The following is a 21,477-nucleotide window of genomic DNA, read 5'->3' as shown; positions in this document are numbered from 1 at the left end:
AAACAATTACTTTCAGTTCAAAGATCCGCCAGCAAACTTATTTGATATAAGCGTACTTATAGCTCCACTGGGTTCCGGCAGTGTTGTGAATAATTCCATGGACTCGCTTGTTTTGCAAGTAAGCTGTTGTTTGTTGGTAAATTGGCGTAATTGCCTGCTGACTGTTAACAATTTGCGCAGCTTTAACCAAATCTTGCCAACGCTTCTCTACATTATTGGCATCTTGGTTTTGAGCTTGCTTAACTAAACTATCATATGCCTGACTTGACCATTTGCCATAATTATAGGAAGTCCCGGTCATCGGAATTTGCATAAAGGTCATTGGATCGTTGAAATCGCCGCCCCAGTGAGACAAGTAAATATCGAAGTAGCCATTTTGGGCTTTAGCATTAGTTGCCTTATCAGGGATATTGGTTACATTAATCTTTAGGCCTGACAAAACTTTCATCCATTGAGATTGAAGATATTGAGTCAACTGATCGCTGTCGCTTTCTTCATTAGAAGACAAAAGATTGAAAGTCAATGACTTAGCACCAATTTCCTTTAGTCCTTGGCGCCAGTACTTCTTGGCTAAAGTAGGATTATAGCTGACTGTATTCTTAACAGCCTGTGACTTAGCAAAATCAACGCCAGTCTTGGGATTAGTGGCCAAATCGCTAGCTACAAAACCAGTTGGCAAAGTCGAACCATTGCCCAAAACCTTCTTAGTTACAATATTTCTGTCAATTGCTAAGGACAAGGCCAAACGAATGTTCCTATTATTCAAAGCCTTGCGGTTCAAGCTATTGCTATCCTTGAAGTTATATAGCAGGAATCTAACTAGTGAGTAAGGATAAGAAGTAAAAGCTGAGTTAGACTTCAAATTCTTAACTTGCTCGCTAGAAAGTGGCGTCAAATCAAGCTTGCCTTGTTCAAATAATTGATAGCCAGTGTTAGTTGATTTGACAACTTGGTAAGAAATCTTATCGAGCTTGACTACCTTCTTATCCCAGTAATTCTTATTTTTGATAAAGTCCCAAGTGTCATTAGTGCCATTCCAATTCTTAATGACAAATGGTCCTGAATAAACTTGATATTGGGCCTTAGTAGCATACTTTTTGCCGTATTTTTCAACTACCTTTTGATTTTGTGGCCCAAACAAAGGATATGCCATTAACACTTTGAAGTAGGCAATTGGACGCTCAAGCTTGACTACTACAGTGTGTGAGTCTGGAGCAGAAATGCCAATACTATCAGGAGACTTTTTGTCTGCTACGATCGCATCAGCGTTCTTAACGCCTGAGAAAAGATATGCATATGGCGAAGCAGTCTTAGGGCTCAAACTTCTTCTCCAAGAATAAACAAAGTCTTGAGCAGTGATCGGATCACCATTTGACCACTTAGCATCCCTTAACTTAAAAGTCCAAGTCAAACCATCTTTGGAAACTTCGCCGCTCTTAGCAAGTCCTGCAGTAGGCTTACCATCTTTGCCCAAACGGTAAAAACTTTCAAAGACATTGCCTGTTTGTCCATACCCCGTCGACTTACTGATGTCAATCGTGTCTAGTACTGCAGTGGTGCTAAGATTTAGTACTTTATCATTACTTTGGCTTTGGCCACTTTTTTTGCCACATGCCGCAAGAAGCAATGCGACTGAAACAACTGCTAACCCGGCAACAATGGACCTAAATTTCTTCATTTTCTAACCTCTAACTTTCTAAAAGCAAAAAAAGACCGAGCTGCGCCTCAATCGGACACAACTCGGTCACTTATATTAATCGAATTAATACTAATCGTAATTAACTACAAGTAGAGATGTTCTGCACATTGAGCACGCCAAAAAAGATGTTGCTAGTACAACAACATTCCACAGTTCTTTTTTGCATTTGCATAGCGTGTGCCAACATGTCAGTTCATCTCCTTTTCTTTTTGCTTATCTTATGTAAGTGAGTCTAACGCTAATTATTTTATCTGTCAAATATTTTTTGAGATGAATTTTGCTAGCTTTTATTTATCACCAATAATATAATATAGAATATATTGAATATGGATATTTAAAAAGAAAGGTTATTTTATGATTCAAGTATTGGCTAGTTATCTAGCTTTTCCAATTATACTAGCGCTTGCTAGTTGTTACTACTTACGTGATAATCGTCCAGCCTTGAAAAAGCATATCATTAGGAGCTTAGTTTTAATACTTATCGCTTATATTTATGTATACTTTTTCTTACCATCAAGAAATTTACTGAGCATTCTTAGTGGAAATTTCATCTGGACCATAATTTACCTGCTGCTAGGCAGCGTTAACTTCCTAATTGATAAGTCGGCTCGCTTGAAGAAAAAGCTTCGGCAACTTAAAAATGGTGAGCATCCCCACGTAGCAAAAACAAAAACAGGCCTATCTGGCAAAGTTATTGCTTTAGTCTTGACTATTTTGGCAATCGTCAGCATTGGCGGACAAATTTATTCTTTTATGTCGGTTAAGCCAACTTGGAATTCCATCCAAAAGACTTTTTCAAAAAGTACCCAAGCTCCAACCTTTAAAAAGGGCGAAACTCCAATTGCCTTAGCCCCTAAGACAGTTATCAACCGGGTCAAGAAGGCTTCTAGCGATATTCCAAACAGTCAATATTTTTCAATTTCTAAAAATGTGCAGGCACAATTTTATCGTGGCAAACCAGTCTACGTAATTCCAATTGAATACAATGGCTTCTTTGAAATGATGAAGGCCAAAGAAATTCCCGGCTACTTTATCATTGATGCCACTAAGCAAAATGCGACACCACATTTTGTCAAAAAGCCATACAAATACGCTACTAGTGCCTACTTCAACTTAGATGCTGAGCGGCAAATCTACCGCCATGCCGTTAACTGGCTAAGCCTAGATGACCCACAGCTTGAAATTAACGATGAAGGCAAGCCATTTTGGGTAGAAACAATTTATAAATCAGAATTTCTCAGCCATCGAGTAAATTACCAAAAGCTCTATGTAGCTGTGATGGATGCCGAAACAGGTAAAGTTAATAAATATTCGCTAGATCATTTGCCTAAATTTATTGATGAAGGGATTACTACTGGCATCGCCAACCATATTAACTGGGATTTTGGTATTTATCGCAATGGCTTTTGGAATCGCTACTTTGGCAAGACTGGCGTAATGAAGCCAACCGGCAATGGAGTGGAAAATGGCGTTACCTCTGTTTTCAATCAAAATGGTACCATCAGCTACTTCAGCGACTTTACCACTGATAAGACTGGTTCTGATTCTGCTCTAGGCTATTCAATGATTAACGCCCGTAGTGGCCAGCTCACCTTCTATTCAGCTAACAACATCATGGATTCTACCGGCGCCAAAAATAATGCCGACCAAGACTACAAGGCCCAGCAATGGAAGGCCAATATGCCAATTTTATACAATATCAATGGCAGACCAACTTGGGTGATGACTATTCTAGATTCAACTAGCGCTATCCGCGACTACTACTATCTAGATGCATCAAATCAAAGTATCTATGGCAGCGGCAACACTCCTACTATTGCCCTTGAACGCTTCCGCCAATCTTTGGTTAATAGCGGAGCTACTGCGCAAAATACCCCTGGCAGCAAATGGGTTAAACGCTCAGGCAGCGTCGACCGAGTAGCAATTTTGTCGGATTCACACCGAGTAATGTTCACCCTTAAAAATAGCAAGACGATCTATACGATCAACACGGATGATTTCGCTAGTGCCAACTTGCTTCGATCTGGCGACAAGGTCAGCTTTAAGGCAAATATTGTTGATGGCCAAAGTCTAGGCAATATTGCTAATTTTGAAAATAAAAATCTAAAATAATTATTTTTGAGTCGAATGAAAATTCGGCTCTTTTTTGGCTGCCAAGTTTCAATGCTTGACATCATTTATAAAATTAACTATGATCATTTTATTGACTTACAAGTGCAGAAAGGATGACCTAAATTCTAAGATCGAGCTTTATTTTCAACCCATTGATTTAAGATGACATTTAAATAGAAAAAGGTGAGCAACATGAAATCAGATATTCAGATTGCAGAGGCAGCAGAAAAGTTGCCGATTGAAGAAATTGCCGCAAAGGTTGAGCTAAAGCCGAATGATCTAGAACCATACGGTCGTGATAAAGCAAAGATAAGTTGGGAAGCGATTAATCGCATTCGGGCTAATAAGCATCTAGGAAAGCTTATTTTTGTTACTTCTATTTCCCCAACTCCTGCTGGCGAAGGCAAATCCACAATGACAATCGGTCTTGGGGATGCCATTAATAATCAATTACATAAGAAGACGATGATTGCCTTAAGAGAACCATCAATGGGACCTGTTTTTGGTCTTAAAGGTGGTGCTACTGGTGGTGGTATGGCGCAAATCATCCCAATGGAAGATATTAATCTTCACTTTACTGGTGATATGCACGCTTTGACTGCCGCAATCGATACTCTAGCAGCCTTAGTCGATAACTACATTTATCAAGACAACAGCTTGCAACTTGACTCTAACCGCATTTTGCTTAAGCGCGGGATCGACGTAAATGACCGTACTTTGCGTAAAATTACGCTTGGTCAAGGGTCTAAATTCAATGGTATTGAACACGAAAGCAGCTTTGCGATTACGGTTGCTAATGAATTGATGGCTATTTTGTGCCTAGCAAAAGACATCAATGACTTGAAGAGACGCGTCGGCGATATGCTGGTGGGTTATTCAATTAACGATGAGCCTATTTTTGTTAAGCAATTAGGTTTCCAAGGTGCTATTGCGGCTTTATTAGCTAACGCCTTAAAGCCAAACTTAGTCCAAACAATCGAACATACCCCTGCTTTGGTACACGGTGGACCTTTTGCTAACATTGCTCACGGTGCCAACTCAATTATGGCAACTAACCTTGCCCTCCACTTAAGCGACTATGTCTTGACTGAAGCTGGCTTTGGTAGTGACCTAGGTGGACAAAAGTTCATGGACTTTGTTTCTACCAAGCTCGATAAAAAGCCTGATGCTGCAGTTGTTGTCGCAACTGTCAGAGCACTTAAATACCAAGCTGAGGGTACTGTTGAGCATCTAAATGACGAAAACCTTGACTCCTTGCGCGAAGGCTTCAAGAATCTAGAACGCCATATGAACAATATGCGCTCATATAATTTGCCAGTCTTAGTTGTAATCAACCGCTTTGCTTCTGACACTGACGCTGAACTAGCCTTATTAAAGGATTTGATTCAAAGCCAAGGCCTGCCTGTTGAAGTTGTCGACTACCACACCCAAGGCTCTAAGGGCGGAGTTGAAGCTGCTAGAAAATTAGTTGCCTTAGCTGATCAAACTTCAACTGATATTGTTCCAAGTTATCAAGAATCCGATTCAATCACTACTAAGATTGAAAAAATTGCCAAGCGAATCTACCACGCAACCAAGGTTGAATATAGCGAAAAAGCTCAAAGTCAAATGCTTGAGTTAGAGAAGATGGGCAAGGATAAACTACCAGTAATCATTGCCAAGACTCAATATTCTTTCTCTGATAATGCTAAGATTTTAGGTGCACCAACAGACTTTACGCTTCATGTTAAGAATTTAAGTTTGAAAAATGGTGCTGGCTTTATCGTTGTTACAACTGGCCACATTTTGGACATGCCGGGTCTGCCTAAGCATCCAGCAGCTTTAGACATCGACGTTGATAATAACGGTACAATTAGCGGATTATTCTAGTGGGAAAGAGTGATCATCATGAAAACAAAAACAATTTCGAGCACTGAATTGCAAAAATTAGTTTTACTAGGAATTATCGTTGCTATTAAAATCATTTTAGGCAAGTTTTCCTTTGGTCCAGCCTTTGTCCAAGTAGGTCTAGGCTTTATCGGAAGCGTAATGTTAGGCTACATCTTCGGCCCAATCTGGGGAGCGGTCGGCGGAGGAGTCAGCGATTTAGTTGCTTCTGCTATTTTCGGCAACCAGGGTGGCTTCTTCTTTGGTTTCACCCTTTCAGCCATGGCTGGTCCTTTAATTTATGGGCTCTTTTTCTACAAGAAGCCCGTTAAAATCTGGCGCGTTATTGCAGCCACGATTATTGTGACAATTGTTGTAAATATCGGAATGAATACCTTGTGGATCCATATGATGTACAATGTTAACTTTACTGCTGCGCTTTTGCAGCGCATCCCTAAGGAAACAATCGTTCCTTGGATTCAAATGATTGTGACCTACTTTGTTTTACAAGAAATTAGTCGAACTAAAGTTAAGGACTTCATCAAATAATAAATAAAGCGCTAGTATTGCACCGCCTGATAACGGACAATACTAGCGCTTTAAATTTAAAAAAAGAAGTCTAGCTGTTAAGCTAGACTCCGGTTTTATTTTTAGAACACACATCAGTTGTATTATAGCACTAATTTCGAATAAAAAATTTATAAATAAAAATTTTTATGCCAATATTTTGGCATTTTTTTAATTCAAGAGATCATTTAAGGCTTCTGCCATTGTAGGATGAGTGTAAATCATGTCTCTTAAAACTGTGTATGGGGCTTTGAGTTTCATGACTAGGCTAATTAAATTGATTACCTCGTGAGATTCCAAACCATAAATCGTCGCACCAAGAATTTGCTTGGTCTTTTGATCAACGATCACTTTATATAATCCTCTTGCATCCCCTGCCACGTGAGCCTTTGGAATGCCACTAGCCATTAGCTTATAAACCTTGATGTCATAGCCAGCTGCTTTAGCTTCGTGCTCTTTCATTCCTACAGCTGATAGTGGTGGCGTAATAAAGGCTGTATATGGGACAAATTCACGATCCTTAGTTGACCGCTCTCCATTTCCTAGCAATTGATCTTTCACAATTCTGAAATCATCTAAAGAAATATACGTAAATTGAGGACCGCCGTTAACATCACCTAACGCCCAAATATTAGCTACATTGGTTCTTAATTTATTATCAACTTTAATTGCACCGTATTCTGTTAATTCTATGTCGGTATTTTCTATCCCAAGATCCTGAGTATTAGCTTTTCTTCCAGCTGCAACCAATAATTTATCAAAAGTCTCTTCCTTAACTTCGCCAGCTTGCTGGTAGGTTACTTTAACGCCAGCTGGACTGTCTTCAACTTTTTCAATTTTACTATCAAGTCTGAAGTTAATACCAGCTGCAGTTAAATCTTGAAAAACCGCTTCACTGACATCTTGATCTTCTTTAGACAAAATTTGAGCTAGACCATCAATTACTGTAACTTTGCTATTAAAAGAATTAAACATTCCAGCAAATTCTAGGCCAATATAACCAGCTCCAATAATCCCTAAATTAGCTGGCTTTTCGTCCCAATCCATGGCCTCTTTTGAAGTTACAATGTTTTGACTTAATTTCAAGCCATCAATCTTGGAAATTCTTGGAGTGGCCCCAGTATTAATAAAAATTCTCTCTCCTTGAACTTTAAGTTTGTTACCGTCTTTTTGCGTTACTTCTAGTTCATAATTGCTAGTAAACTTTGCTTTTCCATCAAGAACTGTCGCCGTTTCTAAATCAGCAATCATGTGATAATTCTTATTTCTTAGTTTACTGGTCAATGCTCTCTTGGCTTCACTAGCTTGACTAAAAGGCATCCCTTTTTCGCCATTAATAATCAAATTTTTCGATGGCAAACAACCAATGTTGATGCAAGTGCCACCGTACATTTGATCTGATTGTTCAATTACTAAGACTTCTTGGCCTTGCATTGCCAATGTTTTAGCTAAAGTCTTTCCGCCTTTGCCAAAACCTACGATAATGTTTTGATATTTTTTCATTGCAATTTCCTCACTAACTGTCTTGATAAAAGTAATATACACCCTTATTTTTAGTAAGTAAAATATTTTGCTCAAAACTAAAAAAGAAGCCTAACCGTTAAGCCAGACTTCTAGACCTCTCTTTATGAATACGGACTTATTATAGCACCTATTCTCAAGAAAAAATTTTTATGCCAATATTTTGGCATTTTTTATCCCTTGTATTCAACTACATTCTTAGTTGTACCAGTTTCTTGCATTTCATGGAAGTTTTCATATGAAATTGAAATCATATCTTCTAGTGCTGGCTCAGTAAATGAACCCATATGCGGGGTAAGCATTACTCTTGGGTACAAGTTCAATAGATCTTGAACATCTTGATCTGGGATTTCTTCGATACTATCAAACTTGTGTCCAATAATCTTAGTTTCGCTTGGAACCACATCGGCACCATAGGCTGCCAAGTGCTTATTTTGCAAAGCAAGAACTACTTCGTGGGTATCAACTAATTCACCTCTAGCAGTATTGATCAAAACTGCTCCTTGCTTCATCTTGCCCAAGTATTCTGCATTGACTAACTTGTCATTTTTGCCTGGGAAGTATGGCACGTGAATAGAAACGATATCTGCTTGTGCAAGCAACTCATCTTCAGAAACAAATTCTACATATTGACGCGCAAAATCAGAAGGGAAAGGATCATAAGCTACTACCTTAGCACCAAGTTCTTTCCACATCTTGCCTTCGATTGCACCAATCTTGCCGGCACCATAGATACCTACAGTCAAGCGGTTGAATTCACTAGCAAAGTAATCTGAGTGCATCGTGAAATCACCATTCAAAATGTTCAAGGCAGCTTGACTAGCATGACGATATAAGCTAACTCCCATAGTGAAAGCCAAGTTGCTTACGGCATATGGAGAGTAGTTAGGTACACGTGAAATTGAAATACCTAGCTCCTTAGCAGCCTTTAAGTCATAATGATTGAAACCAACAGTTCTAGTAAAGACCCAATCAATACCGTATGACTTGAATTTTTCAAGGTTTTGACGATCGCAGACACAGTTGCCGCGAACTAAGACTGCATCGCAGCCTTCAGCCAAAACTACATTTTCATGATTCAAATATTCAGGAATCAATTTCAATTCATAGCCATATTTGTTCAATTTTTCAAAATAAGGTTCTTCTAAAGGACGAACTCCGTAACAAGCAATTTTCATTTGAAAATCTCCTTTAATTTTTCAAGCTTAATGTAAAACTCCAGTGTGGTTCAAAACATTCAAAATTGCGATCCAAATTGGCGAAGCAACAACCGCACAAACTGTTGACAAGAATGATGCTTTAGAAATAAGCAAGGCATCGTGGTCAAACCCAATTGCATATGATGCTACAACTGCTGCAGTTGGTGTTGCCATCATGATCACTACTGTTGCTACAGCAACAAAGTCGAAGTTAACAATTCCTGTCATGTTAAGTAGCAACAAGATAAGCAAGTTGATCAATGGAACAATAATAACCTTGTTGAAAGCATAGAGCCAAGTAAGCTTGTCTTCTGCAACTTCCTTGAATGAACTTGAGCCCAAAGTACAACCGATTGCAAGCCATGCAAGTGGTGAAGCTAAGCTTTGCAGGAAGTTCAATGGCTTCCAAAGCCAAATTGCAGTTTGATCAATTCGGTAAAAGGCAACCGTAGTCATCGTACCAGTTGCCACACCCTTGTTCATAGCTGGGACAGTTACTTGTGGCATCGAACCTTGAATCATCCAAAGAATCAAGCCCAAGAAAGTTACGATTACGATTGGGTTTAAAAACATCTTCTTGACGTTATCTTTGCTCATCTTCAAGCCGGACATCTTGATGTAGCCGTATGAGTAAAGGAAAATACGGTAACCAACGTTGAAGATTGAAGAATAGATAACACCCTTAGGCCCATAGATTGCACCAACAATTGGAATACCAAAGAATGTGGTTGAACCAAAAGCAGTAGCAACACTCAAAGAAGTGTTCTTATCCTTATCGCCGCGTGGGAACATGAATGGGGTAATGATAATTAACAAAACATAAACTAAGATACCCCATACAAGCACGTTAGCCCCTTGTTGCATTGATTTTGAATCAATCGGTTGCATGAAAGAATTCAAAACTAAGGCTGGCAAGGCAGCTGATAAAACAACCTTTGTTAAAACCTTCCCAAAATGCTCGCCGAATATCCCTCTTTTTCTAAACCAATATCCAAGCAAAATAATAAAAATGGTTGAAGTAATCGCACTTAGAACTGTCTGGTCAGTAAACGTTTTCGCGATTGCACTCCCAATGTTCATAAAAAAACCTCCTAAAATACAAGTTGTATACAAGATGTATTTTAAGAGGGTTTACTTGTGAAATCAATAACTTTTTTATTTTTTTGGTTTTTTAGCGGTAATTTACATACTCTAAAACAGCCTCATATACTTGTTGCAAGTGGTATTCGAGGGCCTTTTTGGCTTCACCAAAATCTCTTTGTTTTATTTTTGAAATGATTTGCAAGTGTTCTTCAAGTGATCGGTCCATACTTCTTTTGCTGTGGGCATTGATATAGCGTGTCCGATCAGTTTGTGAACGAATGATATTTAGCAATTGATCAAATTGTTTTTGATGAATGTTAGTGATCAAATTGTGAAACTTAATATCAACTGCCAAATATTTTTCCCAATCATGTTCAGCTGCAGACGATTTAAATTCTTCTTCAACTTCATCGAGTAATCGATCAGGAATTTTATCGATCGTTTTTTCAAGTGCATAAATCTCTAATAATGTCCGCAATTCATAAGTTTCTGCTACATCTTCTTTGGTTAATGGCGACACCATCGTTGTTCGCCCAACAAAAGTAACTAAACTTTCTGAACTCAACTGATGCAAAGCTTCTCTGACTGGCGTCCGGCTTACACCGATCTCTTGGGTGAGCGTATTTTCTGACAAAATTTGCTCTGGCAAATATTCCCCGCGAATAATTTTGTTGCGGATGTATTTATAGGCATCATCTTTACGAGTCATTGGAATCCCCCCTTTATCGAAATCTATACTTGTATTTTATCAAAAATTTGACCTTTCGATCATGAGTAACCATCAGCGCTTTTATATTTATAACAATTAGTACATTTATACATATTATTATAAATATACTAGATATTGTAACCATGAATTTTGTGTGTAATAATGAAACAGATAACGGTTACATAAAAATTAAGGTATAAGTATGAAGATCATTTTTTCTGATATTGATGGGACTTTAGTCAATGATAACAAACACGTTACTCCTAAAACTAAAAAGGCAATTCAAGCTTGGCTGAATGCTGGCAATCTCTTTGTTCCAGTATCCGCCCGGATGCCAGCTGCTATCAAGACTGTTACTGATGAAATTTCAACCAAATTACCACTAGTCTCTTACAACGGCGGCTTCATCGTTGATGCAAACGGAGAAGTTATTCACTCTGCCACTTTTTCAAAAGATTTAGCAGAAAAGATTATTGCTTATGTGGAAGACCACAACTTGGACCTAGCTTGGAACTTTTACTCAGGAAATGACTGGTTCTCACCTAAACTAGAGGCTAACCTAGCTGAAGAAGAATTAGTTCATGTTGTCTCGACTAAAGCAACGCGCGAAGATATTAAGAATTTGCCTGATCCACACAAGTTGCTATTAATTGGTCAAGCTGAAGTCCTTGACGAGCTTTTGCCTATTTTACAAGATAAGTTTTCCAAGCTTTACATGGTAAAATCTGCGCCTCATTTGCTCGAAATTACCAGAAAAGGAATCGAAAAAGGCTCGGCAGTTAAAGTGATCAATCAATATTTCAATCTCAATCCAGCAGACACTTGGGCCTTTGGCGACAATTTCAATGACTTGGAAATGTTGCAGGCAGTTGCTCATCCCTACCTAATGGACAATGCTCCAGATGAATTGAAAAAGAGTTTTTCTAATATCACTAGCGACAATAATCACGATGGTGTCGGCGAAGTTGTAGAAAAGCTTGGTATTCTTTCTTAACTAAAAGGCACAAAAAATTTCAAATTAAAAAAATACGAAAAAGAAGTCGATAGGATCAGCGATCAATCCAATCTGGCTTCTTTTTTTGCATTCGAGACTTGTACATTAATCTAAAAAATTCAAATACGACTATTTTGGAGATTTAGGCTGATATCTGGATATTATATGTCTAAGTTCTTAAAGGAAAAGGGGACTGAACGTTATGAACGTATTTTTGAAAAATAAAGATTATCGCAAATTTTCGATTGCCAGTTTTTTATCTAATGCTGGAGATATCCTTTTTTATCTAGCATTTATGACTTATGCAAGCAAACTGCAAAACTACTCTCTCGCTCTATCTTTAATTGCAATTTCTGAATCTATTCCAAGACTATTTAATATTTTTGGTGGATATTTAGCTGATAAAACTCGCAACAAATTTAAAAGTATTTTCTTAATAGCGGTAGTAAGATTTATTCTTTATAGTCTAGTCGGCGTGTTATTCATCACCAATATCTCTCAATGGGCATTAGTTATCGCAGTCGTTATTATCAACTTTATCTCCGATACAGTAGGTGCTTATTCGGGTGGTCTTAACATTCCATTGATCGTCGAAATAGTTGGTCAAGATGAAATTGCTGAAGCTGAAGGCTTTACCAATGGGGTTAGTGAAGTTATTACTTCGATTGCTCAATTTGTTGGTTCAGGCTTATTGCTTTTCTTATCTTACTCAAATCTTGCCTTTATCAACGCTATTACGTTCCTAGCTGCTGGTCTTTTATATGCTAGCGCCAGTTTCCATAATAAAACAGATACCCATTCAATTGAGCCAGAAGAAGTAAATGAAGAAAAATTTTTTGCGACAATGAAAAACTCATATAAGCAAATAAGAAAAGCTTCAGGCTTATTGACGGTAGTTTTGGTGATTGCCCTTCTTAATGGCGCATTATCTGCTATAGGTTCACTCTTACCTATTGTTATGGCAGGTAACCGCTCAACCATGATTATTTCTACTTATAGCTTTACTTTGGCAATCATTGGAGTTGTAGTCAGTGCCGGAGCAATTCTGGGTAGTGTCTTTGGTCCCCAAATATTTAAAAAGCAATCTGTCTTCTTTATGGTTATTGTTGCCATCATTTTAAGTATCGCTGCGACGGTCGGAGGATTAATAGCAAATATCTTTGTAATTCTGCCATTCTACTTCTCATTAGCCGTGATATCAAGTACAGCATCGCTTAAAATGCAACAATGGCTAGTTAACGCAATTGATCGTAAAATCTTAGCTTCAAGCGTAGGATTGCTCAATACAATTGTTATGGCTACAGCACCAATAATGACGACAATATTGACAACTATTTCTGGCTTCGGAAATGTTAGATATGCTTTATTAGTACTTTTAGCAATTGAAATTATCGTTCTGCTTGTTGCAATGAAACTAAGCAAAACAGAAGTAAAATCAACTGCTGCATGTGTGCCAGAGTGATACTATTAAGTTAAGGTATCAACCATTTTTTAGGATCGAATATTGAGATTCGATCCTTTTTGCATCTTGAATTGTCAAACTAAGTGCAACGACTTAGACTTATAAACTGTTGCACTTAGTTTGTAAATTCACGAAGCAAAAAAGCCTAGTCATTCACCTAGACTAAAAATTATGTAGTAAGCAAATATTGTTATTATGAGAAGCTAACAGTTAGGTGTTTACCCAATGCGTTGGCAATTTTAGTTAAAGTCTCAATATTAGTATTAGCCCCACTTTCAATCCGCGCAATCGTTGATTGAGGCACATCAGAAATAACAGCTAAATCTCTTTGAGAAAGGCCGGATTCTTTTCTAATTTTAGTTAATGCAATTGCGCTTTCCAACTTAGTTGTCTCATTTTCAAATTCTTTTTTGAATTCTGGTTCTTTCAATTGTTCATTCAAGTAATCTCTAAAATTAATGTTGCTCATAATTATTGTTCCTTTCGATTAGCAAAGTATTCATCACGCAATTTCTTAGCATGAATTGATTAGATTATCAATATATGCTATCTGTCATAATTTTAGCATTCTCTTGCTTTTTGTACTTAGATCAAAATTGTTTTGTATCATGATAAGCATTTCAATAACAAAAATAAAGCAAGCAAACCACAAAATGTACAGGGCTTGTTACAAATATTTACATAACGTATTCTGATATTTGAGTCATTGTGAAAAATTTGACTTGGCTAAATACATTTTTTGATGTTCGTTATAAATACCAGCAATTTAGGAATCTTATAGCTTTGGTTAATTTTTTTGCTACGAAGATTACAAGGTGTGAATTTACAATCTAAGTGCAACAGTTTATAAGTCTAAGTCGTTGCACTTAGTTTGACAATTCAAGATACAAAAAAACGCAAACTTAACATCTAAAAGCTAAATTTGCGCTTTAACCAGCTTTGTAATTAGTTGATAACTATATCGCCATTTGAATTGTTAATCTCTAACACGTTATTTTTTGAATGCATTTTTGCAAACGAATTAGAGACGGTAGTATTTTCAAATGTGTTAGTTCCGTTAGAATTTGAAAAATCATATCCTGAAGCGTTATTGTGTTCTACTACGATATCACCATTTGAGCTTGATAATTCAAATCCAAATTGCGAAATAAGATTAGAAATAATAATATCGCCATTTGAAGTAGAAATATGACCTTTGTCAGCATAAATTTTGTCCACTTTGACATCTCCATTGGAAGAATCAATTGAAAAACTTTGTAATTTAGCCTGCGGAAGCGTGATGGTGATGGTGTAAGTATTTCTTGAAAAGAAGTTAAAAGAAAAACGATGACGAGGAGTAAGCTCTAGACAATTATCTTTCACCTGGACTATTGGAGCTGAATCTTTGGGACCATCATAGTCCACGCTTAATTTTTCTCCTGTTTTGATGTAAATGTTGTCGGTATTATTTGAAATTTTAACCTGATTGATAGCTTGAGATGATAAATCAGCAATATTTTGTTGAACAGTTGTAGCACTTGTGGTTTGTTGTATTGCAGCGCCGCCTAATAAAGCTAAAACAACAGATGGTAAGATGATTCTTTTTGAAACTGACATATTTACCTCCTTTTTTACATGTAGGCAATAACTTTACTTCCAGCTTGATCTACTAGGGTGGTTGTGATTTTTTTGAACTTCTCAACTATAAAAATAGGATCAATGCTGTCTAAGTCAATTAATTTTTCTTGTTCAAGCGACATGTTTGCAAAGGATAGAACACTTTTTTCGACACCATCAAATAGCAAATTATGTTGAAATTTTAGATTGTGTATAGTTGCTTTTAAATTGTCTGAGTTTAATTTAGAAAGAGTCAGGAATACTTTATTTATATTATTTTCAATTATTTCAGCATCCTGGATACTGCATGAAGTTAATACCTGTAAATAGATATTTGTCTTTCTAAAAATTGGAATAGCTTGAAAAAAGTATAACTTTGGAACAAAGCGTTGCATTTGAGATAATAGTGAATACGTCCCCGAATTTAATAAGGAGAACAGCATGCTTAATGCTAAGATTCTATTTTTATCTAGATGATCACTTCCAACTTTATAGATGAATGATAATTGGGCTAATTGTTTTTGCTCTGCTTTTCCAATTACCGCTTTTTCTAAAAGAAGAGTTTCTTTAGGAAAATAGTTTACTGAATCATTTGCAATGATTGAACTGGTTTTTAAGTAATATGTATTTAAATCATTTTTTATTTTATGCAGTGTAGAACAAGTTCCAGCAATTAATACTGAAATATTGTCTTTCACCAAATGAGTATCAAAGAAATCATAGATATCTTTTGTAGTAAAATTAGCGATATCTTTTGGCGTTCCCAATACTTCATCATCAAACAAGTTATGTGCTTTAAATGAGCAATTTCTTGCAACATTAGCAAATTTTTCTAAAGAACTATTTCCATATTGCCTAATTTCTTGAATGACTACAGCCTTTTCATTTCGAAGGCTTTGCTTTTTTATTTTAAATGCAAACAATTTGCTAAAAAAATATTGGCTAAAGTTTACTATGTCTGCGGAATTACCAAGCATTTTTATAGAAATTGCATTTCGATCCGTACTGCCACTTAATTTAATAAAATCTGGTTTTTTTATTTTATTCACTAATACATGTTCTATCAAATGTGGAAGTCCTAGTTTTTCCTGACTATTCAGATGAATTTTAAAAGTAATACCCGCCAATGGTGTGGTAGAAAATTCTCTAAAATATAAAGTGATACCATTATTTAGTTGTACTAGTGAATTTGAATGATTTTCCATAATTTACTCTCATTTCCTTTTGTACCACAGGTAGGACAATTATTTTGTTTAGAGAAACTTATAAATTTTTCTTCTCTTAAAACGTTGTAATCAAATCTATATAAAACATTTTGTTCTTGATTATCTTTGATAACCTGATCTAGCCATTTTTTAACTATCCATGAAGTTTCTAGCATCATATTTGGAATGATAATTGGCGTAACAGGTGAAAAATTACTCTTTTGAAAACTTAATATCAATTTTTGAAATTCAGGACTATCTTCGCTTGCCAATAGACAATCCATACATCCAGTAATGTTTGGCCGAACTATCAATAATTTAGCTGCATCTCTAGAACTAAAGCCATATATACTAGGAACATTTTTAATGTAGCTGGCTCTATTGATAATGCGTTGAGAAATATATGGAGGTTCATCCATACAACAAAATACCCAATCTGAATCTTTAATTTCTTCAATGGCATCTGCAATATTACTAATTCTTTTAATTGAGGTGGTAATTTTCACATCCCGATTACGTATGGATATAAAATTCTTAACTGCATCTACTTTAAATTTACCAATATCATTAGTATTAAACATAAATTGACGATTTAAATTAGAAGTATCAATTTTATCTGGATCGACTAGATGTATATTTTTAATACCTAGATTTGCTAATTGCAGAGCAATAATACTTCCACCACCACCAGATCCGAAAATAGTAACTTTGAGATTAAATAAGGTATTCAGAACTTCAGGTCCGTCTAACCCCTCACTTAAATAATATGTCAAATCACTTTTAAATCGTTTATCTTTTGATAAAAAATCAAATGGTTGATTCAATATAGATAAAGTACGAGCATGTGCCAATTTAGTTATAATTACAGAAAGCTGATTAAGAGAAACGTTTGAATGTCTCTTTAGAATATCTCCAATTGTAAGATTCCCAATATGTTTTAACTTTATGGCTTTAGTATATGGGATAAAAAGTAAAGTAAATAAAAATATTCGTATTTGAATTTTTATTTCAAATACGAATATAAACAGAATGAAATATGCATCATTTATATTTTTCTAAAAGGCTTCCAAGAACTTTGCTATATTCTTCCATGCCGATACTCAATAAAAAGGCTTGAGTTTTCTTGCTATTTTCATAACTTTCTTGATCATGCGTTAATTGATAATTGATAAGGTTTTTAAAAAAGTAGAAAGCAGATTTATAGAATACTAATTCCGGCTGCGTTTTTATCTGGTCTCCGCTGTTTATAAAATATTCAGTTTCCTGTAGCTTACCATCTCTAACTGAAAAGGCTAATATATTTACTATAATAGCAAGTAACGCTGCTTGCATTTTAGAATCCTTAGTATTAATGTGTTGATCAATAATTTTTCTACTAATCATCTTATTGCTTTCAAGATCATAAAACTTCATAAAATTACAGAAAAGAGAAATTTTTTGATAATTAAAATTCGGAATGTTGAATATTTTATCCCTTATTTTATTTCTTAATTCTATATCTGGTTTTTCATCGGGCTTTTTCATTAGTTCTAAACAGGCTTGAATCAACAGAATTTCTTCTTGTTTATCTTTGTCTGATAGATTACTTTCATCAACTACCGTAATTAAGCTATATAATCTATCCGTGTCATTACTATAAAATGCTCCAGCCATAGTTTTATTAAGCTCATCTATTTCTTGTTTATTCATATCATCAATTATATTAAGCCTACTAAAGAAGTCCCAGACCGGAATATTGTTGTAATGGAGCAAATCTATTAAACTGTCAGCAGTAATTCTGTGAGCATTTTTTTCTACTTTTGAATAATAGGATTGGCTTACAATTACTCCATCATTAGTAAATTCTTTTTGTTTTTTCCCTTGAGTTATTCGATATTCTTTAAGCAATTCTCCGATTGTCATAGAAAACTCCCCCATTTTAGCATGACGCTGCTTCTGCTAAATTGTAATATATATCGTTACCCCAATTCAAACAATCCACATCCCAACAATAAATATTTTAGCCGGTGCAAGCCTGCATAACGCACAAAAAAACTGACAAACTTCATAGCAAGCTTGTCAGTTTTTTCTTTGTAATCTTATAAAGTATCAATGCTATTGCTTAGATCAAGGTGTTGATTTGTTTCATCAACAATTCGGCCAATCTGTGACTGCGAGGCCATTATTGCTGGCTTACCTAAATATAGCCTTCTAGGAGCTTGCTCCATCTTAGCTACTTCAAGAATTGCCTTAGCAACAAGATCGGGATCACCGGATTGATTATGATTGAAATTAGCTAATCCTTTCATAGTTTGCTTAACTATATCATAATCCGCTATTTTCTTAGCTGGCGTCTTCATAGAACTTTGATCTAAAAAGTCAGTTCTTACACCACTTGGAGCAATCGAAGTTACTTTAATACCAAAGGCAGCAACCTCATCTGCCAAAGCTTCGCCCATCATAATTACAGCCGCTTTTGTTGCTGAATAAATCGATTGGCTTGGACCTGTAACCGTTCCAGAGATAGAAGCTAAATTGATTATATGACCGCTTTGCTTTTGACGCATGTATGGCATGACCATTTGCGTTACCTGCATTAAACCAAATACATTAACGTCGAAATTTTGTTTAACTTCTTCGCCCTTTTCTAGCAAAACATAATCTAGATGACTTTCATCATTAAATAGCCAAGTCAAACGAACCAAGGTGTAATCTAAATTTGAATTTTCGACAAGTTGTGCTGACTTTCTTTCATCAATTCGATAGCTTTCGCTCAAGTTGGCATTAGTCCATTCCTTTAATGGTCCATCAAATTCATCGTAGATTCCGACAATCGTTGCGCCGATGATTCGCTTTACGCCTGCTTCATTCATGGCAACCACAATTGTTTGAGTGTCAGCGACAGATTCCATTGAATTTAAGTAAACTACATCAACGTCTTTCATCGCTTGAACTAATTTAGCCTTATCAGAAAAATCACCATCAATTACAGTTTCACGTGAAACATCAGTCACGCGAATTCTCTTTGACAAATTTCTACCATACAATTTCAAATTGAAGTCAGTATTTTCAAGTAAGTTGCTAATTAACATTTGAGAAATTTGGCCAGCAGCGCCAAGAATTAAGATATTTTTTGACATGTTTATGCCTCTCTTCTGTTTATTTGTCTTTCAAGTTATAATTAGCATATAAGCTGTACCATGGTACAGGTCAAGCGTTTTTTGAAATTTTTTTGAATAATTATTACGAGGTTAAAGCAATGAACTACACCATCGGACAAGTAGCCAAAAAATTAGGCTTAAACATCGAAACTCTATACTTCTATGACCGACAAGGTCTTTTGACTTTCATTAAACGTGATCAAGCTGGAGACAGCACGCTCCAAGAGTGAGCAGACTTTATTAGTGAGCAAAAGAAAATTCTTGATCAAAAAATCGCTGAGCTAGTTAAGGCGCAACAGATCCTTGAATACAAAGAATGGTATTACCAGCGTGCACTTAAAGCTGGAACAGAAAAGGTTAACTTAATCGGAAATAGCTTCCGTTACAATGATGAAGCCATCAAAAAGTTCACTGATATGGTAGACAATATGTCGGAGATTGAGAAGGAACTTTTTCAGTTGAAAAAGATAATCAGGAATAGAAAATAATTAGCACAGCATCCCCTGCAATTGCTTTTTTCCAGCAAGTTTGCAATAATCACAATAGAAATCTATCTTATGAAAGGCCGTGAATTTTTGAATCTTCGCGCATTGATCAATTGGTCTGCATTAATTGTAATTTACTTAATCGTGCTACATTTTGTCCGCAAGTTTGACGCTAAAAGCCTGGAAAAGTCGAAGAACTTTCTACCTAAAGATCCTACTGCTAAGGCATTTATGAAGGATTTTAGCTTTTTAGAAAATGTCTCGATCAGCTATCCAATTACTATCTTTATTTTTAAATATAGTTACTGTTTAATTTTACAAATTAATGACGACTGGTTAAACCGACAAATCTTATATGGTTTCATCGTCTACTTTTTAGTTGAAATCCTTGGTCTAATTGCATTTGTTATTATTCGACGTCGAAAAGCCGACTAAATTTTTATTTTCGCTCAAAAAAGGCTAAATGTTGTAAAAATTGCATTAAATAGGGCTTTTGCGGTTCCAAACTCGTAAAGTTAATGGTACAATTAGTAATCGTAATGGGGTTGTACAACTATAATCATTAGTACAATCCTAACGACTTAATATATTTATGAAAGAGGTATTTTCAGATGGCATCAGTAAACAAGGCTGAATTAGTAAAGCAAATTGCTGAAAAGACTGAAATGAAGAAGAAGGACGCAGAAGCAGTTCTTGCAGCAGTTACTTCAACAATTGAAGAAGAATTAGTAAAGGGTAACAAGGTTCAACTTATTGGCTTTGGTACTTTCGAAGTTCGTCGTCGTGCAGCTCGTAAGGGCCGTAACCCACAAACTGGTGACGAAATCACTATTCCAGCAGCTCAAGTTCCTGCATTCAAGCCTGGTAAGGCTTTGAAGGACGCTGTTAACAAGTAATCCTTCTTTACTTACTTAAAAAGATCTCAGAAGTTTCGACTTCTGGGATCTTTTTTACCTTTTATTATTCTTTTGCATTATAATAGTTTTAGTAACAAAGCTTTAAAATCAAGAGGTGAAATTTATGAATTATCCTTACGAACATGAATTCGTCAGATATTGTAAAACTGAGAAGCATTATACCGATATAACGATGCTAGTTGTGACCAAGTCGATCACTAATTTCTGGAATTATTATGGTGGCAGCAGCGATGAAAGCGTCAAGTTAAACGACTGCAAGGCTAGCGATATTCAAAATTACTTGAACAACCTAGAAACCAACCTTGGCCTAAAGAAAAATACCATCAACAAATACCTCAGCCATATTCGGGTTTACTTTACTTTCCTTTACACCCACCATTTGATTGATGATTATCCAATGATTGAAATCAATGGCCGTAAGTTTAGTCGCAAACACACTTTTACCATTAATTGGATGGACAAGTTGCCTGAGATTGCTAAGATTGAAGGCATTCATCCTGAAACTATCTTTATGATGCTGGGCATTTCGCTAGGATATTTGCCTGATCAAGTATTGAAGCTGCGCTACAGCGATGTAGCAACCAAGATCAACAGCTACAGCCTGCGCCAATATCTTAAAAACAATGTCAATTTCCCAGTTGACGATGACCCTTATATCTTAGGCAAAAAGTTCGGCGGCTTTTACGCTTCTGACTTCCACTTAGCCAAAAAAGCCATGCCTGACCGTGAGTTAATTGGAATGGATATTACTTTGCAAAACTTGCGCCTAAGTTATATTTATTCCATCCTTTCGCGCAAGGATCTGACTGACGAAGATTTGCTCAGAATTCTTAAGGTAGATACCAAGTCCTTGCTCTACTATCGTCAAAATATGATGCGTTACAACACTTTAAACGAATTTGTTTTGCCAACTGACAAGTGA

The 21,477-nt window shown here is 36.1% G+C and carries 20 protein-coding genes; 9 read left to right on the top strand and 11 right to left on the bottom strand.

The genetic code is table 11. The features are described 5' to 3' along the window. Positions 1 to 37: 37 nt before the first annotated feature. On the bottom strand, positions 38 to 1,678 hold the full coding sequence (locus BN53_RS03190) for a peptide ABC transporter substrate-binding protein (RefSeq protein ID WP_009559475.1): 1,641 nt from the start codon (positions 1,676 to 1,678) through the stop codon (positions 38 to 40). 375 nt (positions 1,679 to 2,053) lie between these two features. Between BN53_RS03190 and BN53_RS03185 the strand changes: the two genes are divergently transcribed. The 3 genes from BN53_RS03185 (at position 2,054) to BN53_RS03175 (ending at position 6,226) form a co-directional block, all read left to right on the top strand. Further along, positions 2,054 to 3,811, top strand: coding sequence for a hypothetical protein (locus tag BN53_RS03185; protein WP_009559474.1), 1,758 nt, complete (start codon positions 2,054 to 2,056; stop codon positions 3,809 to 3,811). A gap of 192 nt (positions 3,812 to 4,003) precedes the next feature. Next, entirely contained in the window at positions 4,004 to 5,680 is a 1,677-nt protein-coding gene (locus BN53_RS03180; RefSeq protein ID WP_009559473.1) for a formate--tetrahydrofolate ligase, read from the top strand. Positions 5,681 to 5,698: 18 nt separating this feature from the next. After that, complete coding sequence (locus BN53_RS03175; RefSeq protein ID WP_009559472.1) at positions 5,699 to 6,226, top strand: folate family ECF transporter S component; 528 nt, start codon at positions 5,699 to 5,701, stop codon at positions 6,224 to 6,226. Between the two features lie 189 nt (positions 6,227 to 6,415). On the opposite strand, the gene BN53_RS03170 is transcribed toward BN53_RS03175, so the two are convergent. From BN53_RS03170 to BN53_RS03155, 4 genes are all read right to left on the bottom strand, one after another. Continuing rightward, positions 6,416 to 7,747, bottom strand: coding sequence for an FAD-dependent oxidoreductase (locus BN53_RS03170; protein WP_009559471.1), 1,332 nt, complete (start codon positions 7,745 to 7,747; stop codon positions 6,416 to 6,418). A 191-nt stretch (positions 7,748 to 7,938) separates the two neighbouring features. Continuing rightward, positions 7,939 to 8,943 (bottom strand): 2-hydroxyacid dehydrogenase, encoded by a 1,005-nt coding sequence (locus BN53_RS03165; protein WP_009559470.1) that lies wholly within the window; start codon positions 8,941 to 8,943, stop codon positions 7,939 to 7,941. Positions 8,944 to 8,970: 27 nt separating this feature from the next. Then, positions 8,971 to 10,044 (bottom strand): AEC family transporter, encoded by a 1,074-nt coding sequence (locus tag BN53_RS03160; protein ID WP_009559469.1) that lies wholly within the window; start codon positions 10,042 to 10,044, stop codon positions 8,971 to 8,973. 91 nt (positions 10,045 to 10,135) lie between these two features. Continuing rightward, positions 10,136 to 10,756: a GntR family transcriptional regulator gene (locus BN53_RS03155; protein WP_009559468.1), complete on the bottom strand. Its 621-nt coding sequence runs from the start codon at positions 10,754 to 10,756 to the stop codon at positions 10,136 to 10,138. A 202-nt stretch (positions 10,757 to 10,958) separates the two neighbouring features. Between BN53_RS03155 and BN53_RS03150 the strand changes: the two genes are divergently transcribed. Next, positions 10,959 to 11,750: a Cof-type HAD-IIB family hydrolase gene (locus BN53_RS03150; RefSeq protein WP_009559467.1), complete on the top strand. Its 792-nt coding sequence runs from the start codon at positions 10,959 to 10,961 to the stop codon at positions 11,748 to 11,750. A gap of 202 nt (positions 11,751 to 11,952) precedes the next feature. Then, positions 11,953 to 13,212, top strand: a complete 1,260-nt coding sequence (locus BN53_RS03145; RefSeq protein WP_009559466.1) for an MFS transporter — start codon at positions 11,953 to 11,955, stop codon at positions 13,210 to 13,212. A gap of 193 nt (positions 13,213 to 13,405) precedes the next feature. On the opposite strand, the gene BN53_RS03140 is transcribed toward BN53_RS03145, so the two are convergent. From BN53_RS03140 to BN53_RS03115, 6 genes are all read right to left on the bottom strand, one after another. Next, positions 13,406 to 13,681: a helix-turn-helix domain-containing protein gene (locus BN53_RS03140; protein WP_009559465.1), complete on the bottom strand. Its 276-nt coding sequence runs from the start codon at positions 13,679 to 13,681 to the stop codon at positions 13,406 to 13,408. A gap of 476 nt (positions 13,682 to 14,157) precedes the next feature. Continuing rightward, the gene (locus BN53_RS03135; protein ID WP_009559464.1) at positions 14,158 to 14,808 is read right to left on the bottom strand and encodes a DUF4097 family beta strand repeat-containing protein; all 651 of its coding nucleotides are present in this window, start codon (positions 14,806 to 14,808) and stop codon (positions 14,158 to 14,160) included. Between the two features lie 14 nt (positions 14,809 to 14,822). Next, positions 14,823 to 16,013 carry a peptidase M16 family protein gene (locus tag BN53_RS03130; protein WP_040537288.1) on the bottom strand — a complete coding sequence of 397 codons (1,191 nt, stop codon included), beginning with the start codon at positions 16,011 to 16,013 and terminating at the stop codon, positions 14,823 to 14,825. After that, positions 15,989 to 16,864 (bottom strand): HesA/MoeB/ThiF family protein, encoded by an 876-nt coding sequence (locus BN53_RS03125; protein ID WP_009559462.1) that lies wholly within the window; start codon positions 16,862 to 16,864, stop codon positions 15,989 to 15,991. The genes BN53_RS03130 and BN53_RS03125 overlap by 25 nt, the downstream gene beginning before the upstream one ends. Positions 16,865 to 17,054: 190 nt before the next feature. After that, the gene (locus tag BN53_RS03120; protein WP_009559461.1) at positions 17,055 to 17,915 is read right to left on the bottom strand and encodes a helix-turn-helix domain-containing protein; all 861 of its coding nucleotides are present in this window, start codon (positions 17,913 to 17,915) and stop codon (positions 17,055 to 17,057) included. A 176-nt stretch (positions 17,916 to 18,091) separates the two neighbouring features. Then, positions 18,092 to 19,132 (bottom strand): SDR family NAD(P)-dependent oxidoreductase, encoded by a 1,041-nt coding sequence (locus BN53_RS03115; protein WP_009559460.1) that lies wholly within the window; start codon positions 19,130 to 19,132, stop codon positions 18,092 to 18,094. 119 nt (positions 19,133 to 19,251) lie between these two features. On the opposite strand from BN53_RS03115, the gene BN53_RS09395 reads away from it, so the two are divergent. The 4 genes from BN53_RS09395 (at position 19,252) to BN53_RS03095 (ending at position 21,477) form a co-directional block, all read left to right on the top strand. Continuing rightward, positions 19,252 to 19,383: a MerR family DNA-binding transcriptional regulator gene (locus tag BN53_RS09395; protein ID WP_009559459.1), complete on the top strand. Its 132-nt coding sequence runs from the start codon at positions 19,252 to 19,254 to the stop codon at positions 19,381 to 19,383. Between the two features lie 327 nt (positions 19,384 to 19,710). Beyond that, on the top strand, positions 19,711 to 20,073 hold the full coding sequence (locus BN53_RS03105) for a hypothetical protein (protein ID WP_040537287.1): 363 nt from the start codon (positions 19,711 to 19,713) through the stop codon (positions 20,071 to 20,073). A 176-nt stretch (positions 20,074 to 20,249) separates the two neighbouring features. Continuing rightward, complete coding sequence (locus tag BN53_RS03100; RefSeq protein ID WP_009559457.1) at positions 20,250 to 20,534, top strand: HU family DNA-binding protein; 285 nt, start codon at positions 20,250 to 20,252, stop codon at positions 20,532 to 20,534. Positions 20,535 to 20,658: 124 nt separating this feature from the next. After that, on the top strand, positions 20,659 to 21,477 hold the full coding sequence (locus tag BN53_RS03095; RefSeq protein ID WP_009559456.1) for a site-specific integrase: 819 nt from the start codon (positions 20,659 to 20,661) through the stop codon (positions 21,475 to 21,477).

Source organism: Lactobacillus pasteurii DSM 23907 = CRBIP 24.76, from assembly GCF_000297025.1.
Lineage (GTDB): Bacteria > Bacillota > Bacilli > Lactobacillales > Lactobacillaceae > Lactobacillus > Lactobacillus pasteurii.
The sequence above is the reverse complement of the archived record's forward strand: the minus strand, read 5'-3'. Positions and strand labels throughout refer to the sequence as shown.